Origin of the sequence: Microbispora siamensis (genome assembly GCF_016863095.1) — a bacterium.
Classification (GTDB): Bacteria; Actinomycetota; Actinomycetes; order Streptosporangiales; family Streptosporangiaceae; genus Microbispora; species Microbispora siamensis.
In genome coordinates this window covers 58,239-74,280 of the sequence record NZ_BOOF01000037.1, presented here as the reverse complement: position 1 = coordinate 74,280, position 16,042 = coordinate 58,239, and the positions used below count along the sequence as shown (strand labels likewise).

15 protein-coding genes are annotated in these 16,042 nt (G+C 70.7%); 10 read left to right on the top strand and 5 right to left on the bottom strand.

Going from position 1 to position 16,042, the window contains the following annotated elements; all coding sequences use genetic code 11:
* Positions 1-13: 13 nt before the first annotated feature.
* A complete protein-coding gene (locus Msi02_RS29700) occupies positions 14-1,777 on the bottom strand; it encodes an ABC transporter ATP-binding protein (protein WP_204051286.1) in 1,764 nt (587 codons plus the stop codon).
* A 326-nt stretch (positions 1,778-2,103) separates the two neighbouring features.
* Between Msi02_RS29700 and Msi02_RS29695 the strand changes: the two genes are divergently transcribed.
* From Msi02_RS29695 to Msi02_RS29675, 5 genes are all read left to right on the top strand, one after another.
* Complete coding sequence (locus tag Msi02_RS29695) at positions 2,104-3,582, top strand: PP2C family protein-serine/threonine phosphatase (protein ID WP_204051285.1); 1,479 nt, start codon at positions 2,104-2,106, stop codon at positions 3,580-3,582.
* On the top strand, positions 3,582-3,965 hold the full coding sequence (locus Msi02_RS29690; protein WP_204051284.1) for an STAS domain-containing protein: 384 nt from the start codon (positions 3,582-3,584) through the stop codon (positions 3,963-3,965). Before Msi02_RS29695 ends, Msi02_RS29690 begins: the two co-directional genes overlap by 1 nt.
* Positions 3,966-4,093: 128 nt before the next feature.
* Entirely contained in the window at positions 4,094-4,570 is a 477-nt protein-coding gene (locus Msi02_RS29685; protein ID WP_204051283.1) for a hypothetical protein, read from the top strand.
* Complete coding sequence (locus tag Msi02_RS29680; RefSeq protein ID WP_204051282.1) at positions 4,567-5,742, top strand: zinc-dependent alcohol dehydrogenase; 1,176 nt, start codon at positions 4,567-4,569, stop codon at positions 5,740-5,742. The genes Msi02_RS29685 and Msi02_RS29680 overlap by 4 nt, the downstream gene beginning before the upstream one ends.
* Positions 5,743-6,207: 465 nt before the next feature.
* Positions 6,208-8,493: a HelD family protein gene (locus Msi02_RS29675; protein WP_204051281.1), complete on the top strand. Its 2,286-nt coding sequence runs from the start codon at positions 6,208-6,210 to the stop codon at positions 8,491-8,493.
* A 290-nt stretch (positions 8,494-8,783) separates the two neighbouring features.
* Here the strand turns inward: Msi02_RS29675 and Msi02_RS29670 are convergent, their stop codons facing one another.
* Complete coding sequence (locus tag Msi02_RS29670; protein ID WP_204051280.1) at positions 8,784-9,203, bottom strand: hypothetical protein; 420 nt, start codon at positions 9,201-9,203, stop codon at positions 8,784-8,786.
* Between the two features lie 221 nt (positions 9,204-9,424).
* On the opposite strand from Msi02_RS29670, the gene Msi02_RS29665 reads away from it, so the two are divergent.
* Positions 9,425-9,958 (top strand): peptidylprolyl isomerase, encoded by a 534-nt coding sequence (locus Msi02_RS29665; protein ID WP_079313446.1) that lies wholly within the window; start codon positions 9,425-9,427, stop codon positions 9,956-9,958.
* Positions 9,959-10,079: 121 nt separating this feature from the next.
* Entirely contained in the window at positions 10,080-10,943 is an 864-nt protein-coding gene (locus Msi02_RS29660; RefSeq protein ID WP_204051279.1) for a rhomboid family intramembrane serine protease, read from the top strand.
* Here the strand turns inward: Msi02_RS29660 and Msi02_RS29655 are convergent.
* Positions 10,936-11,649 carry a TetR/AcrR family transcriptional regulator gene (locus Msi02_RS29655; RefSeq protein ID WP_204051278.1) on the bottom strand — a complete coding sequence of 238 codons (714 nt, stop codon included), beginning with the start codon at positions 11,647-11,649 and terminating at the stop codon, positions 10,936-10,938. The two genes, Msi02_RS29660 and Msi02_RS29655, sit on opposite strands and share 8 nt — an antisense overlap.
* Positions 11,650-11,759: 110 nt before the next feature.
* On the opposite strand from Msi02_RS29655, the gene Msi02_RS29650 reads away from it, so the two are divergent.
* Positions 11,760-12,494 carry an SDR family oxidoreductase gene (locus Msi02_RS29650; RefSeq protein ID WP_204051277.1) on the top strand — a complete coding sequence of 245 codons (735 nt, stop codon included), beginning with the start codon at positions 11,760-11,762 and terminating at the stop codon, positions 12,492-12,494.
* 53 nt (positions 12,495-12,547) lie between these two features.
* Entirely contained in the window at positions 12,548-12,754 is a 207-nt protein-coding gene (locus tag Msi02_RS29645) for a 4-oxalocrotonate tautomerase family protein (RefSeq protein ID WP_079313442.1), read from the top strand.
* Between the two features lie 128 nt (positions 12,755-12,882).
* Here the strand turns inward: Msi02_RS29645 and Msi02_RS29640 are convergent, their stop codons facing one another.
* Complete coding sequence (locus Msi02_RS29640) at positions 12,883-13,128, bottom strand: cell division protein CrgA (RefSeq protein ID WP_079313441.1); 246 nt, start codon at positions 13,126-13,128, stop codon at positions 12,883-12,885.
* A 193-nt stretch (positions 13,129-13,321) separates the two neighbouring features.
* On the opposite strand from Msi02_RS29640, the gene Msi02_RS29635 reads away from it, so the two are divergent.
* Entirely contained in the window at positions 13,322-13,900 is a 579-nt protein-coding gene (locus Msi02_RS29635; protein WP_204051276.1) for an anthranilate synthase component II, read from the top strand.
* A gap of 214 nt (positions 13,901-14,114) precedes the next feature.
* Here Msi02_RS29635 and pknB read toward each other — a convergent pair whose 3' ends face one another.
* The gene (gene pknB / locus Msi02_RS29630) at positions 14,115-16,010 is read right to left on the bottom strand and encodes a Stk1 family PASTA domain-containing Ser/Thr kinase (RefSeq protein ID WP_204051275.1); all 1,896 of its coding nucleotides are present in this window, start codon (positions 16,008-16,010) and stop codon (positions 14,115-14,117) included.
* Positions 16,011-16,042: the final 32 nt, after the last annotated feature.

The window sequence follows — 16,042 nt, the reverse complement described above, 5'->3', positions numbered from 1 at the left end:
GCCGGGGAGAGGGTCAGGCGAGCTGGGCGGCCTGGAGCCCGGAGTAGACGCCCGGCCTGCGGCTCAGCTCGTCGTGGGTGCCCACCTCGGCGATCCGGCCGTCCCGCATCACGACGATCCGGTCGGCCGTACGGATGGTGGACAGGCGGTGGGCGACGACGAAGACCGTGCGGCCCGCGACCAGGCGGGCGAGCGCCTGCCGGATCAGCGCCTCCGACGCGGTGTCGAGCGCCGAGGTCGCCTCGTCCAGGACCAGCACCCGCGGGTCGCGGACGAGCGCGCGGGCGATGGCGAGCCGCTGCCTCTGGCCGCCCGACAGCCGCGCGCCGCGCTCGCCCACGATCGTGTCGAGCCCGTGCGGCAGCCGGTCGATGAACTCCAGGGCGTTCGCGTCGCGCAGGGCGGCCCGCAGGGTCTCCTCCGGCACGTCCCGCATGCCGTACGTGACGTTGTCGCGGATGCTCCCCTCGAACAGGATCGACTCCTGGGGCACCACGGACAGGAACCGCCGGTAGGTCCGCAGGTCGAGCTCCTCCATGTCCCTGCCGTCCAGCAGGATGCGCCCCGAGGTGGGGCGCAGGAAGCCGATCACGAGGTTGAGCACGGTCGACTTGCCCGCCCCCGAGGCCCCGACCAGGGCGATGGTCTCGCCGGGGGACACGGTGAGGCTGAACTCGTCCACCGCGGGCCGGTCCGCCTCGTAGGCGAGCGACACCGACCGGAACTCGAACTCGCCGCGGACCGCCGTCACCTCGGCCTTGCCGTCGTTGTTCTCCAGGTCGGGCGCCTGGAGCACCTCGCCGATCGAGCGTACGGACTCCAGGCCCTTGCTGATCACGGGCGTCAGGCTCATCAGCGTGGTGACCGAGGTGGTGAGCGTGGTGAAGAACGTGCTGAGCATGACCACGTCGCCGGCTGTGATCGGCAGCACCTGGTAGTAGGAGACCAGCGCGGAGCCGGCGAGGAAGCCCCCGGCGAGCACGTTCAGCGTGATCCAGGCCATCGCGCCGAACCGGCCGTTGAGCAGGTCGAGCCGCAGGCCGGTGCGCAGGACGCGGGAGAGCGTGCCGTCCATGCGGTGCAGCGCGTCCTGTTCCAGGCCGTGGGCGCGGGTGATGGGGATCAGGTGCGTCATCTCGGTCACGCGCGCCGACAGCCGCTCGACTTCCTGCCGGAAGCTCTCGTTGTCGGCCCGCAGGCGGTTGCGCATCCGCATCACCAGGACCGCGGCGGCAGGGACGACCAGCAGGAAGACCGGCAGCGCGGCCGGCACCCGGAAGGCGATCACCGCGAGACCGCCCATGAGCATGGTCACGGCCGACAGGCCGCTGTCGGCCGTCTGCTGCACCATCTGCTCGACGCTCTCGACGTCCCTGACGACCTTGGTCTGCAGCACCCCGGCGCTCACGCGCGAGTGGTAGCCGATCGACAGGTGCTGCATCCTGCGGCACAGCGCCGACCGCAGCCCGGTGCCCACCTGCCGGATCGCGCCGTGCAGGCACCGTACGTACAGCAGGTGGCCGGGAAGGTTCAGCAGGAGCAGGACGAGCAGCACGGCCATCGACGTCAGCAGGTCGGTGACGGGCGCGTGCCGGACGAGCGCGTCGATGACGTTCGCGGTGACCAGCGGGAGGAGCCAGGTCGGGCTGTGCTTGACCGTGAAGGCCACGACGGCGAGGACGAGGCGGGGCCGGTGCTCCCGGAAGAGATAGGCCAGTGTGCGGAGCGGGTGCTCGCCCCGGTACCGATGGTCCAGAGCGTTGTGCGGAAGCACCATCCCGACAATCCCCCTACCGGAACCGAGAAGGGTAAAAAGTTCCTGAAAGATCCTAAGAGCCGGTAGGGGGCGTGCCCAGGGACGGGGCGGAACCTCGCGGGGAGACCAAGGGGCATCCAGTGCCTACTCTCAAGGACGGAGGGTAACCTCATCGGGAAGGCAAGAGCGATCCTCCGGAAAGTCCGCTCTTGTGGATGCCTCGCGGAAGGTGGCCGGCGGATTCAATGAGTGGAGGTGATCGCATCCTGCGGCTTACTCCTGTGAGTGGCCCCTCTCCAGGCACGGGCGACTGGTCCCCCGAAGCGATGGCAGGCGTGGTGCAGGCCATGCTCGATGCGGTCCCGGTCCAGGGCGTCTGGCTGGTGCCCATCCGCGATCAGGCCGGTGCGATCCTCGACTTCGAGGTGTGCGCGGCCAGTCCCGAGGCCAGGGACGTCCAGGACAGGACCGGCAAGGAGCTCGTCGGCCTGCGCGCGATCGAGGCGTATCCGGGCGTCGCCGGTTCTCCTCTGTGGGACGCCTACCTCCGCGTCATGGAGACCGGGGAACCCGAGGGCGTCGATCCCTACGTGCACCGGGAGGACGGGCACGGCGTGCCGCATCTGTCCACCTACGGTGTCCGTCTCGCCCGGCTGCACGGCGGCCTTCTCGTCTCCTGGGATCGCCACGACAGGGAGGAGCGCCTGTCGGCCCGGCTGCTCCACACCGAGCGCCTGGGCCACCTCGGATGGGGACACTGGAGCCTGATCACCGGCGAGGCCGAGTGGTCCGACCAGCTCTACGTCATCCACGGGCGCGACCCGGCCGAGGGGCCGTTCGCGCTGGAGTACTACCGCGAGATCGCCCACCCCGACGACGTCCCGATCGTCGAGCACGCGCTCACGACGCTGACCGGCAGCGGCGGGCCGCATGAGTTCGACATCCGCATCCGCGTCGGTGACGAGTATCGCCACATCAGAGTGACGGCCGAGGTCAGCCGGGACGCGGGCGGGCGGCCCGTCGAGATCCACGGCGTCGTGCAGGACGTGACTGACTGGCGCAGGACCGCCGTCGAGCTCGCCGAGGTCACCCAACGGCTGGAGGAGGAGTCGCAGCTCACCGCGCGGCTGCAGAGCATCATCCTGCCGACGCAGGACTCGGTGCCCGGGCTGCAGATCGGTGTGCGCTACTTCCCGGCCGAGACGGCGCCGCTGGGCGGCGACTGGTACCAGGCCATCCACATCGACCACGGGGAGGCGCTGCTGGCCGTGGGCGACGTCGCCGGGCACGGCCTGGCCGCCGCCTCCGCGATGGCCAAGCTGCGGCACGCGATCACCGGGCTGGCCTTCGCCGACCACGATCCGGCCCAGATCCTCGTGGCGCTGAACCGGCTGCTCCGGCGGATGCGGCCCGACGTGCTGGCGACGTCGGTCGTGGCCCGCTACCGCACCAAGGACCGCACACTGAGGTGGACCCATGCGGGCCACCCGCCGATGCTGCTGGTACGGGGGAAAAAGGTGCACCGGCTGCTCCACCCCGGCGTGCTGCTCGGCGTCTTCGAGGACGTGAGCTACAGCTGTGCCGAGATGCGGCTGGAGCCGGACGATCTGCTCCTCATGTTCACCGACGGCCTGATCGAACGCCCGGGCCGGGACCTGTTCGAGGGCCTCGACATCCTCAGCGCGGCGATCGCCGAGACCGTGCCGAAGGTGCCACCACAGGATCGGGTGGCGGCGGTCATGGAGACCCTGGCCCCGAGTAACACCGGTGACGACACCTGCATCCTGGTCGCGCGCATTCTGCCGAACTCCTTGGAAGTGTCCTGATGTCTGACGTACACAACATCTCGACAGCCGAGACCACGTTCGCCGCCGAGAGCAGCGGAAGCATCGGAGTGCTGACGGTGCGGGGGACGCTCGACTTCACCACGCACGAACCGGCCACCGAGTTCTTCGACAAGGCGTTCGCCCAGTTCGGGCCGTACCTCGTGGTGAACCTGCTCGAACTGGACTTCCTCGATTCCAGAGCGACGGGGTTGCTGGTCAACTGCTGGAAGCGGGCGCTCGACGACGGGGGCTGGCTGGGCCTCGTCGCGGTCGAGCAGGGCGCGGCCCGCGCGCTGTGGATCACCGGGCTGGCGTCCCACGTCCCGATCTTCCCCACCGTCGCGGACGCCCTCGCCGCCGCGCCGTCCCGCGACGCCGAATAGCCCGCAGGCCGTCGTCCCGAGACCGTCACCCGGCGTCCAACTCCTCCTCACTCACCCGTCGCGGGCGGGATAGAGCCCATGAGCGGGGGTAGCACCCGAGGAAGTCGGCCGTGGAGGGGGCGAAGGCCATGAAACGTCTCGTTGCCGGAGCGGCGGCGCTCGCGGCTGCCGGCCTGGGGGTGGCGCGATGGGCGGCCTCGCATCGCCGGGTGCCGTCCGCGGCGAAGGACCCGCTGGAGTCCAGCCGCTGGCTGGGCATCACGATCAACCGGCCGCCGGACGAGGTCGCGCCGGCCGGGCACCTGCCCGAACCGCTGGCCCGGGTGGACGCCGAGGTGCGGATGAACCGGGCGCCCGGTGACCGCGGCACGGAGATCTACGCCCGCCCGAGGGAACACCGGGCCGGCGCCGACGCCGTCCTCGCCCGGCTGCGGGGTGAGGACCCCCGCACCACGGTCCGTACGGCGCTGCGCGAGACGAAGTCCCTGCTGGAGACCGGCGACGTGCTGCGATCGGACGAGGAGATCGCGACGACCCGGCCGACCCTGCCGGGCAAGGTGCTCGACATGGCGCTGGGACGCGCGGCGGAAGGGGGCCGGCTGTGAAGGCGCTGTGCTGGCAGGGCGTGAACGAACTGTCGGTCGAGCAGGTGCCCGACCCCGCGATCCTCAACGCCCAGGACGCGATCGTGAAGGTGACGGCGAGCACCACCTGCGGCTCCGACCTCCACCTGCTCGGCGGCTACATCCCGGCCATGCGAGCCGGTGACGTCATCGGGCACGAGTTCATCGGCGAGATCGTCGACGTCGGCCCCGAGGTGAGCCGGCATCGGCCGGGCGACCGGGTCGTGGTCTGCTCGATCATCGGCTGCGGCCGCTGCTGGGCCTGCCGGCACGACGAGTGGTCGCTGTGCGAGAACAGCAACCCCAAGCCGGGCGTCACGGACCTGATGTGGGGCGGCACGACCGCCGGCATCTTCGGCTACTCCCACGCGATGGGCGGCTTCCGGGGCAGCCACGCCGAGTACATCCGCGTGCCCTTCGTGGACTACAACGCGTTCACCGTCCCCGAGGGCGTCTCGGACCTCGACGCCCTGTTCGCCTCCGACGCGGCCCCGACGGGCTGGATGGGCGCCGAGCTCGGCGGCGTACGGCCGGGAGACGTGGTCGCGGTGTGGGGATGCGGCGGCGTCGGCCAGATGGCCGCCCGGGCCGCCCTGCTCCTCGGCGCCGAGCGGGTCATCGCGATCGACCGCTATCCCGAACGGCTGGCCATGGCCGCCCGCCACGTCGGCTGCGAGGTGATCGACTACACGAGCACCGACGTCACCGCCGAGTTGCGCGAGCGCACCGGCGGCCGGGGCCCGGACGTGTGCGTCGAGGCCGTCGGCATGGAAGCCGACAGCACCGGGATCCAGCGCGTGTACGACGGGATCAAACAGCAGCTGCGCCTGGAGCAGGACCGCCCGATCGCGGTGCGGGAGGCGATCCACGCCTGCCGCAAGGGCGGCTCGGTGTTCGTGCTGGGGGTCTTCGCCGGCTTCGTGGACAAGTTCCCGCTCGGCGCGCTGATGAACAAGGGCCTCACGCTGCGCGGCGCGCAGCAGCACGGCCAGCGGTACATCCCGAAGCTCCTCGACCTCATCGCGAAGGGCGATCTGAAGCCCTCCTACCTCGCGACGCACACGATGACGCTCGACGAGGGGCCCAAGGGCTACGACATGTTCAAGCACAAGAAGGACGGCTGCGTCCGCGCCGTCTTCCGCCCCTGGGCTTGACGTGTGAGCCTGGGCCTGACCTGTGAGAGAGCGCCCGCCGCCTCCGTGTGAGGCGGCGGGCCGTGATCTCAGCGGACGGCCGGGGCGGCCAGCCGTTCCGCCTCGTGGTGCAGTGCCTCGATGAGGACGAGCTCCAGGCGGAGCTCGTCGTCCACGAGGCTCTCGAGGACGTCCATCCGGGCCTCCTTGTTTCCAAAGACGTCCCGCGGCGCGCGGCGGTTGACCATGGCGCGATGCGAATCCGGACGGAATGTGGCGATGCGTACCGCCGATCGCGCCGTACGCCCGTTACCCAGGAGGGACGCGACATCACTCACATCAGTCACAGAAGTCTCGAAAACAAAAAATCCACCCCGCGAGCGGAGTGGACGGAGGCGTGACACGTCACAGAGGCGCGATGCCGTATAGTGAGAGATTCCCAGTTATCTGAAAGCCAGACACTCTCACTAGGAGTTTATCACAGGAATGGGTGACCGTCAATCCGACTCCGCTCGCGCCGAGGCCCTGCGGAGCGAGCAGTCCTACGTCTCCATGCTGTACGGCCGCCTCGACATCGCCCGCGAACGGGCCGAGCGCGGCATCCGGGAAATCCTGGCCCGCGGCGGCACGGGAACCCGGCAGGCCGTCGTGGAGCGGGAGGTGGCGGCGGCCGAGCACGCCCGCCGCCTCGCGCAACTGTCGGCCGTCGAACACGGCCTGTGCTTCGGCCGCATCGACGACGCCGAGGGTGAGACCCTCTACATCGGCCGCGTCGGGCTGCGCGACGACGACCACACGTCCGTGCTCGTCGACTGGCGGGCCCCCGCCGCCCGCCCCTTCTACGTCGCCACCCCCAGCGACCCGGGCTCCCTCGTCCGCCGCCGGCACCTGCACACGCGGCACCGCGACGTCGTGGGCATCGACGACGAGGTCTTCGACCTCGACCGGATGGCCGACGGAGACCGCCGTACGCTCGTCGGCGAGGCCGCGCTGCTCGCGACGCTGCGCCGCGGGCGCACCGGACGCATGGGCGAGGTCGTCGCCACCATCCAGCGCGAGCAGGACCGGGTGATCCGGTCCGGCCTGGCGGGGGCGCTCGTCGTGCAGGGCGGGCCGGGCACGGGCAAGACCGTCGCCGCCCTGCACCGGGCGGCATACCTGCTCTACACGCACCGGGACACGCTGGAGCGGCGCGGCGTGCTCGTCGTCGGTCCCAACGCCACGTTCTCCCGCTACATCAGTCAGGTGCTGCCCGCGCTGGGCGAGACGCAGGTGGTGCTGACGAGCATCGGCGGGCTCCACCCCGGGGTGCGGGCCACCGCCGAGGACGAGCCGGCCGTCGCCGTCGTCAAGGGCGACCCGCGCATGGCCGCTGTGGTCGAGGCGGCGGTCCGCGACCGCGAGCGCGTGCCGGAGGGCGACCTGGAGGTGAAGATCCCCGTCCGTACGTCGGTGCGCGGCGGCGTGGAGGTCGTGGTCGAGGAGATGGCGCTGCGGGTGGACCACGCCACCTGCCTGCGGGCCCGCGACCGCGCACGCGGCCTGCGGCGGCAGCACAACATCGCCCGGTGGACGTTCGTGGACCAGGTGCTGCGGGCACTGGCGCGGGACGAGGCGGCCAAGCTCGACCGGCCGCTCGAGGACGGCGACCTGCGCTATGCCGCCACGGCCCTGTGGGAGCACCGGTCGGTGCGCGACGCGCTCGACGCCCTCTGGCCGGAGATCACCCCCGAGCGGCTCGTCCGCGAACTCCTCTCGGACGAGGAACGGCTGCGTACGGCGGCCGGGCCCCACCTGACGGAGGAGGAGCGCGCGCTCCTGCTGCGGCCCCGTGAGGCGCCGTGGACGGTCGGCGACGTCCCCCTGCTGGACGAGGCAGCAGAACTGCTCGGCGAGTACGACTACGGGGCGGGGGCCAGGCGGCGCCGCGCCGAGGAGGAACGCCGCGAGGAGGAACTGTACGCGCGGGAGGTCCTGACGATCACCGACGTCGATCCCGTGCTCGACGCGGCCCTGCTGGCCGGTCGCAACCGCGACGACGGGCCGTACACGACGACGGCCGATCGGGCCGCCCGCGACCGCACCTGGGCGTACGGGCACGTGATCGTGGACGAGGCGCAGGAGCTGTCGGCGATGGCCTGGCGGACGGTGATGCGGCGGGTCCCGGCCCGCTCTCTGACGGTCGTCGGCGACATCGCCCAGACCGGCTCGGCGGCGGGCGCGCGGTCGTGGGGCGAGATGCTCGACCCGTACGTGAAGGGGCGCTGGCGGGAGGAGCGCCTGCTGGTCAACTACCGGACCCCGGCCGAGATCATGGAGGTCGCCGCCGACGTGCTGCGCGCCGTGGCACCCGGGGAGAAGCCGCCCGAGTCGGTCCGGTTCGGCGGCGCCCGCCCGCGCGCCGTGCCCGCCGGCGGCACCGACCTGCGGCTGCTCGTGGAGTCGGAGCTGCGTGAGATCGGAGGGGGCGAGATCGGGGAGGGGCGGGTCGGCGTCGTCACGCCGGACGCCCGGCACCTGGAGGTCGCCGCGCTGTTCCCCGAGGCCGTCGATCCCCTGGACAGCCCGGTGGCCGTCCTCACCGTGCGCGGCTCGAAGGGCCTGGAGTTCGACGCCGTGGTCGTCGTGGATCCCGAGGGCATCCTGCGTCAGTCGCCGAAGGGCGGCCAGGACCTCTACGTCGCCATCACCCGGGCGACCCGGCGGCTCACCGTGGTCTACGAGGACCGCCTCCCCGCCGTACTGCACCGCCTGGAGCCTTCGATGACCTAGTTGGATTGTCACGGATGTTGGCCAAGTCGGTCGCTGCGCCGGAAGGAACCTCCGGTCCTCGCGAAGCCCGCTCCGCTGGGCCTTCGCTCCGGTCCTCGCTCCCTTCCGCTCCGCTCCCTCCGGACGACGCCTCTTTCGGGAACACCGAGTGAGCACGTGACGAAGGCTGTGTTCCCGGCGCGCTTCGGCACGACCCGGCGGATAACAGCGCCCCGATGAGCGAAGCGGGGAACACAGTACGGCCGGCGTTGGGGGAACGCCGGCCGTACTGGGTGGCTGTGAGGGATGTGCTAGGACATTTTTCCCGAGATCTCGTCGGCGGCCTTGTCGGCCTTCTCGCCGACTTCCCCGGCCTTGTCTCCGACCCACTTGCTGGCGTCGGAGCCGGTGTGCCGCATGCTCTCCCGCATGGTCTCGGCCCAGCGCTGAGCGTTGTTGCGGTACATCGCCACACCCACCGCGCCGATCGCGACTCCGCCCAGCAACGCCACGACCGGCCAGCGCCGGCGGGTCTTCCTGGTGCTGGTCACGTCGATGCGACGGGCCAACTCGGTCAGGAACGCACTCACGATCGGAGCGATCTGCTCCTCGACCGACTGCGCCGCCTGGTCGAGCTTCGGCGCCGCCCAGACCCTGGCGTCCTCGATCCGGTGCGTGGCGAGATCCCGTGCGGTCTCCGCCACCGGGCTCATCCGGCCGCTGGCCTTCATCGCCTGGTCCCTCATCCTGCTCAGCCACGTTTGCGGGATGACAACCTCGGCGCGACGCCTTCTGTTCATTGTCAGGGACACGATCAACCTCCCCAATCGACGGGGCCCCGGAACGACCCCTTCCCGGATGGTCGTGGCTCAATCACGAGCGGTGCTTGAAGGCATGCTCGATACCCTGTTCACCGGACAACTAACACGAGCTACCAAAGGGGGCGGCCCTCGTGGCTGACAACCTCATCGCGAATCTGCGCACGAACCACGGCACGATCCGCGTCCAGCTTTTCCCCAACAAGGCGCCGAAGACCGTGCGCAACTTCGTCGAACTCGCCGAGGGCACCCGGGAGTGGACCCACCCCGAGACCGGTGAGAAGCAGACGAACGTCAAGCTCTACGACGGCACGATCTTCCACCGGGTCATCAACGGCTTCATGATCCAGGGCGGCGACCCCCTCGGCCAGGGTGTCGGCGGGCCCGGCTACAGCTTCGACGACGAGATCCACCCCGAGAACCAGTTCAACCGGCCCTACCTGCTCGCCATGGCGAACGCGGGCAAGCGGTTCGGCAAGGGCACCAACGGCTCCCAGTTCTTCATCACCGTGAGCCCGCAGCCGCACCTCAACCAGGGGCACACGATCTTCGGTGAGGTGATCGAGGGCACCGAGGTGGTCGACGCGATCGCCAAGACCCCGACCGGCCGCAACGACCGGCCGGTTAACGACGTGGTCCTCGAAGAGGTCACCATCGAGCGGTCCTGACGCCGTCTCCTCCGACGCTCGGGACGCCCCGGCCGCGCGAACACGCGGCCGGGGCGTTTCCGGCTTATAGGCTGGCTGGTGGATGCGCCCCCGCACAGGGACTCGCCCAGGAAAGGACCCCATGACCTCCCAGCCTCCGCCGCCCCCGCAGCCGGGGGCGCAAGCCGTGCCCACCTGCTACCGGCACCCCGACCGCGAGACCTACGTCCGCTGCCAGCGCTGTGAGCGCCCGATCTGCCCCGACTGCATGCGCGAGGCCGCGGTCGGTCACCAGTGCCCCGAGTGCGTCCGCGACGGCAGCCGCGAGGTGCGGCAGGCCCAGGCGACCTTCGGCGGCGCCGCCGTGGCCACGCCCCGTGTCACGTGGACCCTGCTGATCCTGAACGTGCTCGCGTACGGGGCGGAGGTCCTGCGCCCGAACGAGGTCGTCCAGCAGTTCGCGATGTGGTCCCTCGGGGTCCATATGGGCGAGTGGTGGCGCCTGATCACCAGCGCCTTCCTGCACTCCCCGCCGCCGTCGTTCTGGCACATCCTGTTCAACATGTGGGCGCTCTATGCCCTCGGCCCCGAACTGGAGCGCAGGCTCGGCTCTGGCCGGTTCGCCGCGCTCTACCTGCTGTCGGCGCTGGGCGGCTCGGTCGCCGTCTACCTGTTCGGCACGTCGGCCGTCGGCGCCTCGACCGCCATCTACGGCCTGTTCGGTGCGTTGTTCGTCGTCGCCCGCAGGCTCGGCTACGACGCCCGCGGCGTCCTGTGGCTGATCGGCATCAACGTGGTGCTCACGTTCGTCGTCCCGGGCATCAGCTGGCAGGGCCATCTCGGCGGGCTCGTGACCGGCACGATCATCGCCGCCGGTTTCGCCTACGCTCCGCGCCGCAACCGCACCCTCGTCCAGGCCGGCGTCGCCGCCGCGGTGCTGGTGGCGCTGGTCCTGCTCGTCACCATGCTCCCGCCGTACGGCCTGCTGGAGGGCGCCTTCACCTGACGCTCCCCGCGCCGGGCTGTGTGATGCGGTCGAGCCAGCGCCGGAGCAGGGCGGTCTCGACCGGCTCGAGGGCCTCGGTGCCGGCGAGGTCGAGTTGCGCGCGCAGGCGCAGCGCGGCCTCGCGGAGGGGGTCGGCGTCCTCCCGCACGGTCGCCTCGGTGAGCACGTGCGCGAACACGGCGTCGCGCATGCGGTGGGACAGCGCGGGGTCGTCGAAGAGCTCCGGACTGGCGATGTGGTCGAGCGCTGCCCCGACGCTCGCGGACAGGATCAGCCGGGCCGCGATCGGCGGCTCCACTCTCAGCGCGCCGATCGCCGCGCACCGTACGAGCGTGGCCTCCAGGAGGGTGAACACCCGGTCGCGAGCCGTGGACCGGGACCACGGCCGAGGCGTGAACATGAGCTGGTAGAGGGCACGGTTCTCCCGCGCGAAGGCCATGTGGCCGTCCCAGCCGGCCCGGAGGTCGGCCACCGGGTCGGCCGTCTGCTCCTGCGCGGCCTTGAGCGCGGCGTAGCGCTCGTACCCGTGGTCGGCGACGGCGTCGAGGAGTCCCCGCTTGTCGCCGAACAGCCGGTAGAGCACGGGCTGGGTCACGCCGACCGCTTCACAGACCGCGCGCGTGGCGATGTCGTTGTCCGAGGACGTCGCCAGTTGCTTCTCGGCGGCCTCGATCATCGCCGCGCGTAGGGTGTCCGCACCTGCCATGTAACCAATGATACGGAATCCCGCTAGCGCCGTTATGGGGATCGTGCTAACGTCTGGTCTCGTAACACCGATACGAGCAGCTCGTATCAGCGATAGGAAGGAGTTCTCCGATGAGTGATCAGCGCGTGGCCGTCGTCAGCGGCGGCTCCCGTGGGATCGGCCGGGCGATCGCGACGACGCTGGCCGCACGCGGCTTCGCCGTCGTCGTGGGATATCAGGGCTCTGCCTCGGCCGCGGCCGAGGTGGTCGACGCGGTCACGTCGGCCGGCGGCCGGGCGATCGCGGCGCAGGCCGACGTCGCGGACGAGGACGCGGTCGCTGCGATGTTCGACGCGGCGGAGAAGGAGTTCGGCGGGGTCGACGTCGTCGTCAACTCGGCGGGTCGCCTGTCGCTGTCCCCGATCGCGGACCTCGATCTCGCCGAGCTGGACGCCCTGCACCGCACCAACATCCGTGGCACCTTCGTCATGGCGCGGGAGGCCGCGCGCCGCGTGCGCGGCGGCGGCACGATCATCACCCTGTCCACGTCCATCGTGGGCCTGCAACTGCCCACCTACGGGGCGTACGCCGCCAGCAAGGGCGCCGTCGAGGCGATGACGCTCGTGCTCGCCCGCGAACTGCGGGGGCGGGACATCACGGTCAACGCGGTCGCGCCCGGCCCGACCGCCACAGAGCTTTTCTTCGAAGGCAAGGATGAGGCCACGATCGAGCGGATGGCCAAGCAGCCCCCGCTCGAACGGCTCGGCACCCCCGAGGACATCGCGGAGGTCGTCGCCTTCCTGGCGAGCCCCGCGGGGCACTGGGTCAACGGCCAGGTCGTGCGCGCCAACGGCGGCATCGTCTGACGCCCGCCGCACTCCACCCAGGAAACACCCGAAACAACCCGAAAGGAACGAGCATGCCGTTCGCCAACCTCAAGGTGCCCGCCGACACCCTGACCCCCGAGTCCAAGAAGAAGCTCATCGACGCCGTCACCGACGCCTACGCCGACGTGTACGGCGAGCGGGCCCGGGCGACCACCCTGGTCCTCGTGGAGGAGGTGCCCGACGGCGGGTGGGGCCTCGGAGGGAACATCCTCACCGCCGAGATGCTTGGCCGAAGCTGACCGTCCTCACGCCAGGGCCGGGCCGGGCTGGGCAGTGCGCCGCCCGGTCCGAACCCGGCCTGGGGCAGCCTGATCACCTGTCCACAGGCTGTGGATAAAAGCTGTGGAAAGAATCTTAAGAAAGCAGCCTAACGCCACTTCGTCGACAGCACGACGCCGACGATGATGAGCCCGAAACCGATCAGCAGGTTCCAGTTCGCCAGGGCGGAGATGCCGGGAACGGTCGGCGCGATGTAGTAGATCGCGATCCAGGCGATACCGATGATCCAGCAGGCCACCATGACGGGGGCGAGCCAACGCGGGCTGACCTTCACCGTCTGCGACTTCTGCGGCGGCGTGTAAACGGCCTTCTTGCGGGTCTTCGACTTGGGCACGGGAGCTTCTCCTGGTGGGTACCCGCGCGGTCGTGCGGGCTGGTGTCAATAGCGTAATCGCTGTGGCGGTGAAGTCCCGAGCAAGGATAGTCGGCGCGGACCCCGCCGGGCGATCCCCCATGCGGGATTGCCGTACGCTGAAAGTCCGATTTCCGCTCTGTACACCCACCACCCCGGTGAAGCGGGAGACACTATGGGCCCGATCCGGGTGCTCGTGGTCGACAATCACGACAGCTTCGTGCACACGATCGTGCAGTATCTGCGTGGTCTGGGCGCGGACTGCGACGTACGGCCGCGCGACCACGTCGCCGTGGGCGACGCCGACGCCTTCGACGCCGTGCTCGTCTCGCCGGGGCCCGGCACGCCGGAGGCCGCCGGGGTGTCGGTGTCCCTCGTACGGCACTGCGCCGAGCGCGGCCTGCCGCTGCTCGGGGTCTGTCTCGGTCACCAGGCCATCGCCGTGGCGTACGGGGCCGTGGTGGACCGGGCGCCCGAGCTCATGCACGGCCGCACCAGCCTGATCTCCCACGACGGGCGAGGCGTGTTCCGGGAGCTTCCTTCGCCGGTCACGATGACGCGCTACCACTCGCTCGCCGTGGTCCCCGGCACCGTACCGGACGCGCTGGAGGTGACGGCCACCACGCCCGACGGCGTCATCATGGGCCTGCGCCACCGCGACGCCCCCATCGAGGGCGTGCAGTTCCACCCCGAGTCGGTCGTGTCCGAGCACGGCCATCGGCTGCTCGGAAATTGGCTCGCGCAGATCGTGTAACGCTTTCCGCTCTCGTTACGACTAGAAGAGTGAGGGCTTCCGCCATTGCCCCCGAGTGGCGGAAGCCCTTCCTCATGCCCGGAGTCGTCCGTCCTGCTCTATGCCGTTCGCCCGGCCGGCCGTGTCGCGGCAGGGCCCTCGAAACCCCGGCGAAACCCCGGTGAAACGCCGACGGCGGCCACCGCCTCGCGGTGACCGCCGTCCGCTCTTCCGGCTAGTTGCCGAACGGGTTGTCGTCGCCCTCTCCGGGCGGCCCGATCTGCACGCCGCCGCCGTCACCGCCGTCGCCACCGTCGCTGCCGTCGGTCGGCGTGTCCGTCGGCTCCTCCTGGGTCGGGGGCTGGGTCGGCGTCTCCTGCTGCTGAGAGGGGCCGCTGGAGACCGTCAGCGTGATCGTGGTGTTGGGGTTGAGCTTGGTCCCCGGCTGCGGCGACTGGTCGATCACGCTGCCCTGTGGAACCGTGTCGCTCGGCCGCTCCTGCGACTTGACCTTGAAGCCGGCGCCCTTCAGCGTCCGGGTCGCGTCCTCCAGCGTGAGGCCGAGCACGCTCGGGACCTCCGTCATCTCCTGGGGCACGTACAGCCGGACCAGGGCGCCCTTCTCGACCTTCTCGCCCGGCTTGGGGTTGCTGTCGAAGACCTTGCCCTGCTCCTTGGTGGAGGCCTTCGGCACGATGCTGACCTTCAGCTCCAGCGCCTCCAGTTCGGCCCTGGCCTCCTCCGGCGTCTTGCCGATCAGGTCATCGGGGACGGTGACCTTCTCCTCGCCCTTGGACACGATGACGGTGACCGTGGCCCCGCGGTCGGCCTGCTCGCCCCCGGGGGGGTCGGTGCTCACGACGGCGCCCTTGGGGACGTCGCTGTTGAACTCGTCCGGGCCGAAGGCGACCTTGAACCCGGCCGCCTCCAGTGCCTGCTTGGCCGCCGCCTTCGTCTGGTTCGTCACCGACGGCACCTGGACCTTGTCGGCGGTCGAGGAGCCCCCGGACCCGAGGAAGGCGTAGCCGACACCGATCATGGCGCCGATGACCACCAGCGGGATGAGGATCCACAGGGCGGTCTTCAACGCGGTGTTGCCGCCGCCGCCGCTGCGCCGCCGCCCGTCGTACCGGCCGCCGCCGCGCTCTTCCTGGGCGTACTCGTAGTCGGGGATGGCGCGCGTGCTCTGCGTCATGGGGGCGCCGCCGGCGGTGGTCATCGTCCGCGTGCGGTCTGCGCCGTACCCGTTGTACTGCTGGGTGGCCATCGCCATCGTCTGCGGGTCGACCGGCATGCCCGACAGCACCCGCTGGATGTCGCCGCGCATCTCCGCGGCGCTCTGGTAGCGGTGGACCGGGTCCTTGGCCATCGCCTTGAGCACGATCGCGTCGGCCCACTGCGGGATCTCGGGGTCGATCCGCGACGGCGGGATCGGGTCCTCCCGCACGTGCTGGTAGGCGATCGCCACGGGGGAGTCGCCGGTGAAGGGCGGCTGGCCGGTGAGCAGCTCGTACAACACGCAGCCGGTCGAGTAGATGTCGCTGCGGGCGTCCACGCGCTCGCCGCGGGCCTGCTCGGGCGACAGGTACTGCGCGGTGCCGATCACCTGGGCCGTCTGGGTCATCGTGGCGGCGGAGTCGGCCATGGCCCGGGCGATGCCGAAGTCCATCACCTTGACCTCGCCGTTGACCGTCAACATGATGTTGGCCGGCTTGATGTCCCGGTGGACGATGCCGCCCCGGTGGCTGTAGTCGAGCGCCCGCAGGATGCCGTCCACCAGCTCCATGGCCCGCTCGGGCAGCAGCCGCCGGTCGGCGCGCAGCAGGTCGCGCAGCGTCCGCCCGTCGACGAACTCCATCACGATGTACGGCACGGGCGTGCCGTCCATCATGTCCTCGCCGGTGTCGTACACGGCGATGATCGACGGGTGGTTGAGCGAGGCGGCGGACTGCGCCTCACGCCGGAAGCGCGCCTGGAACGTGTGGTCCCTGGCGAGGTCGGAGCGGAGCGTCTTGATGGCGACGACACGGTCCAGCCGGATGTCCCGGGCGCGATACACCTCGGCCATGCCGCCACGCCCCACGACGCCATCCAGCTCGTAGCGTCCGCCGAGTAGTCGTGGCTGAGTCATTTCCTGCACTGTCCCTTGCCGTTCATCGTGGG

What these genes read in the sequence shown, in the direction of transcription:
- Msi02_RS29700 (WP_204051286.1), bottom strand. Translation starts at nt 1,777, where the DNA reads ATGGTGCTTCCGCACAACGCTCTGGACCATCGGTACCGGGGCGAGCAC.
- Msi02_RS29695 (WP_204051285.1), top strand. Translation starts at nt 2,104, where the DNA reads ATGCTCGATGCGGTCCCGGTCCAGGGCGTCTGGCTGGTGCCCATCCGC.
- Msi02_RS29690 (WP_204051284.1), top strand. Translation starts at nt 3,582, where the DNA reads ATGTCTGACGTACACAACATCTCGACAGCCGAGACCACGTTCGCCGCC.
- Msi02_RS29685 (WP_204051283.1), top strand. Translation starts at nt 4,094, where the DNA reads ATGAAACGTCTCGTTGCCGGAGCGGCGGCGCTCGCGGCTGCCGGCCTG.
- Msi02_RS29675 (WP_204051281.1), top strand. Translation starts at nt 6,208, where the DNA reads ATGGGTGACCGTCAATCCGACTCCGCTCGCGCCGAGGCCCTGCGGAGC.
- Msi02_RS29670 (WP_204051280.1), bottom strand. Translation starts at nt 9,203, where the DNA reads ATGAAGGCCAGCGGCCGGATGAGCCCGGTGGCGGAGACCGCACGGGAT.
- Msi02_RS29660 (WP_204051279.1), top strand. Translation starts at nt 10,080, where the DNA reads ATGACCTCCCAGCCTCCGCCGCCCCCGCAGCCGGGGGCGCAAGCCGTG.
- Msi02_RS29655 (WP_204051278.1), bottom strand. Translation starts at nt 11,649, where the DNA reads ATGGCAGGTGCGGACACCCTACGCGCGGCGATGATCGAGGCCGCCGAG.
- Msi02_RS29650 (WP_204051277.1), top strand. Translation starts at nt 11,760, where the DNA reads ATGAGTGATCAGCGCGTGGCCGTCGTCAGCGGCGGCTCCCGTGGGATC.
- Msi02_RS29645 (WP_079313442.1), top strand. Translation starts at nt 12,548, where the DNA reads ATGCCGTTCGCCAACCTCAAGGTGCCCGCCGACACCCTGACCCCCGAG.
- Msi02_RS29635 (WP_204051276.1), top strand. Translation starts at nt 13,322, where the DNA reads ATGGGCCCGATCCGGGTGCTCGTGGTCGACAATCACGACAGCTTCGTG.
- pknB (WP_204051275.1), bottom strand. Translation starts at nt 16,010, where the DNA reads ATGACTCAGCCACGACTACTCGGCGGACGCTACGAGCTGGATGGCGTC.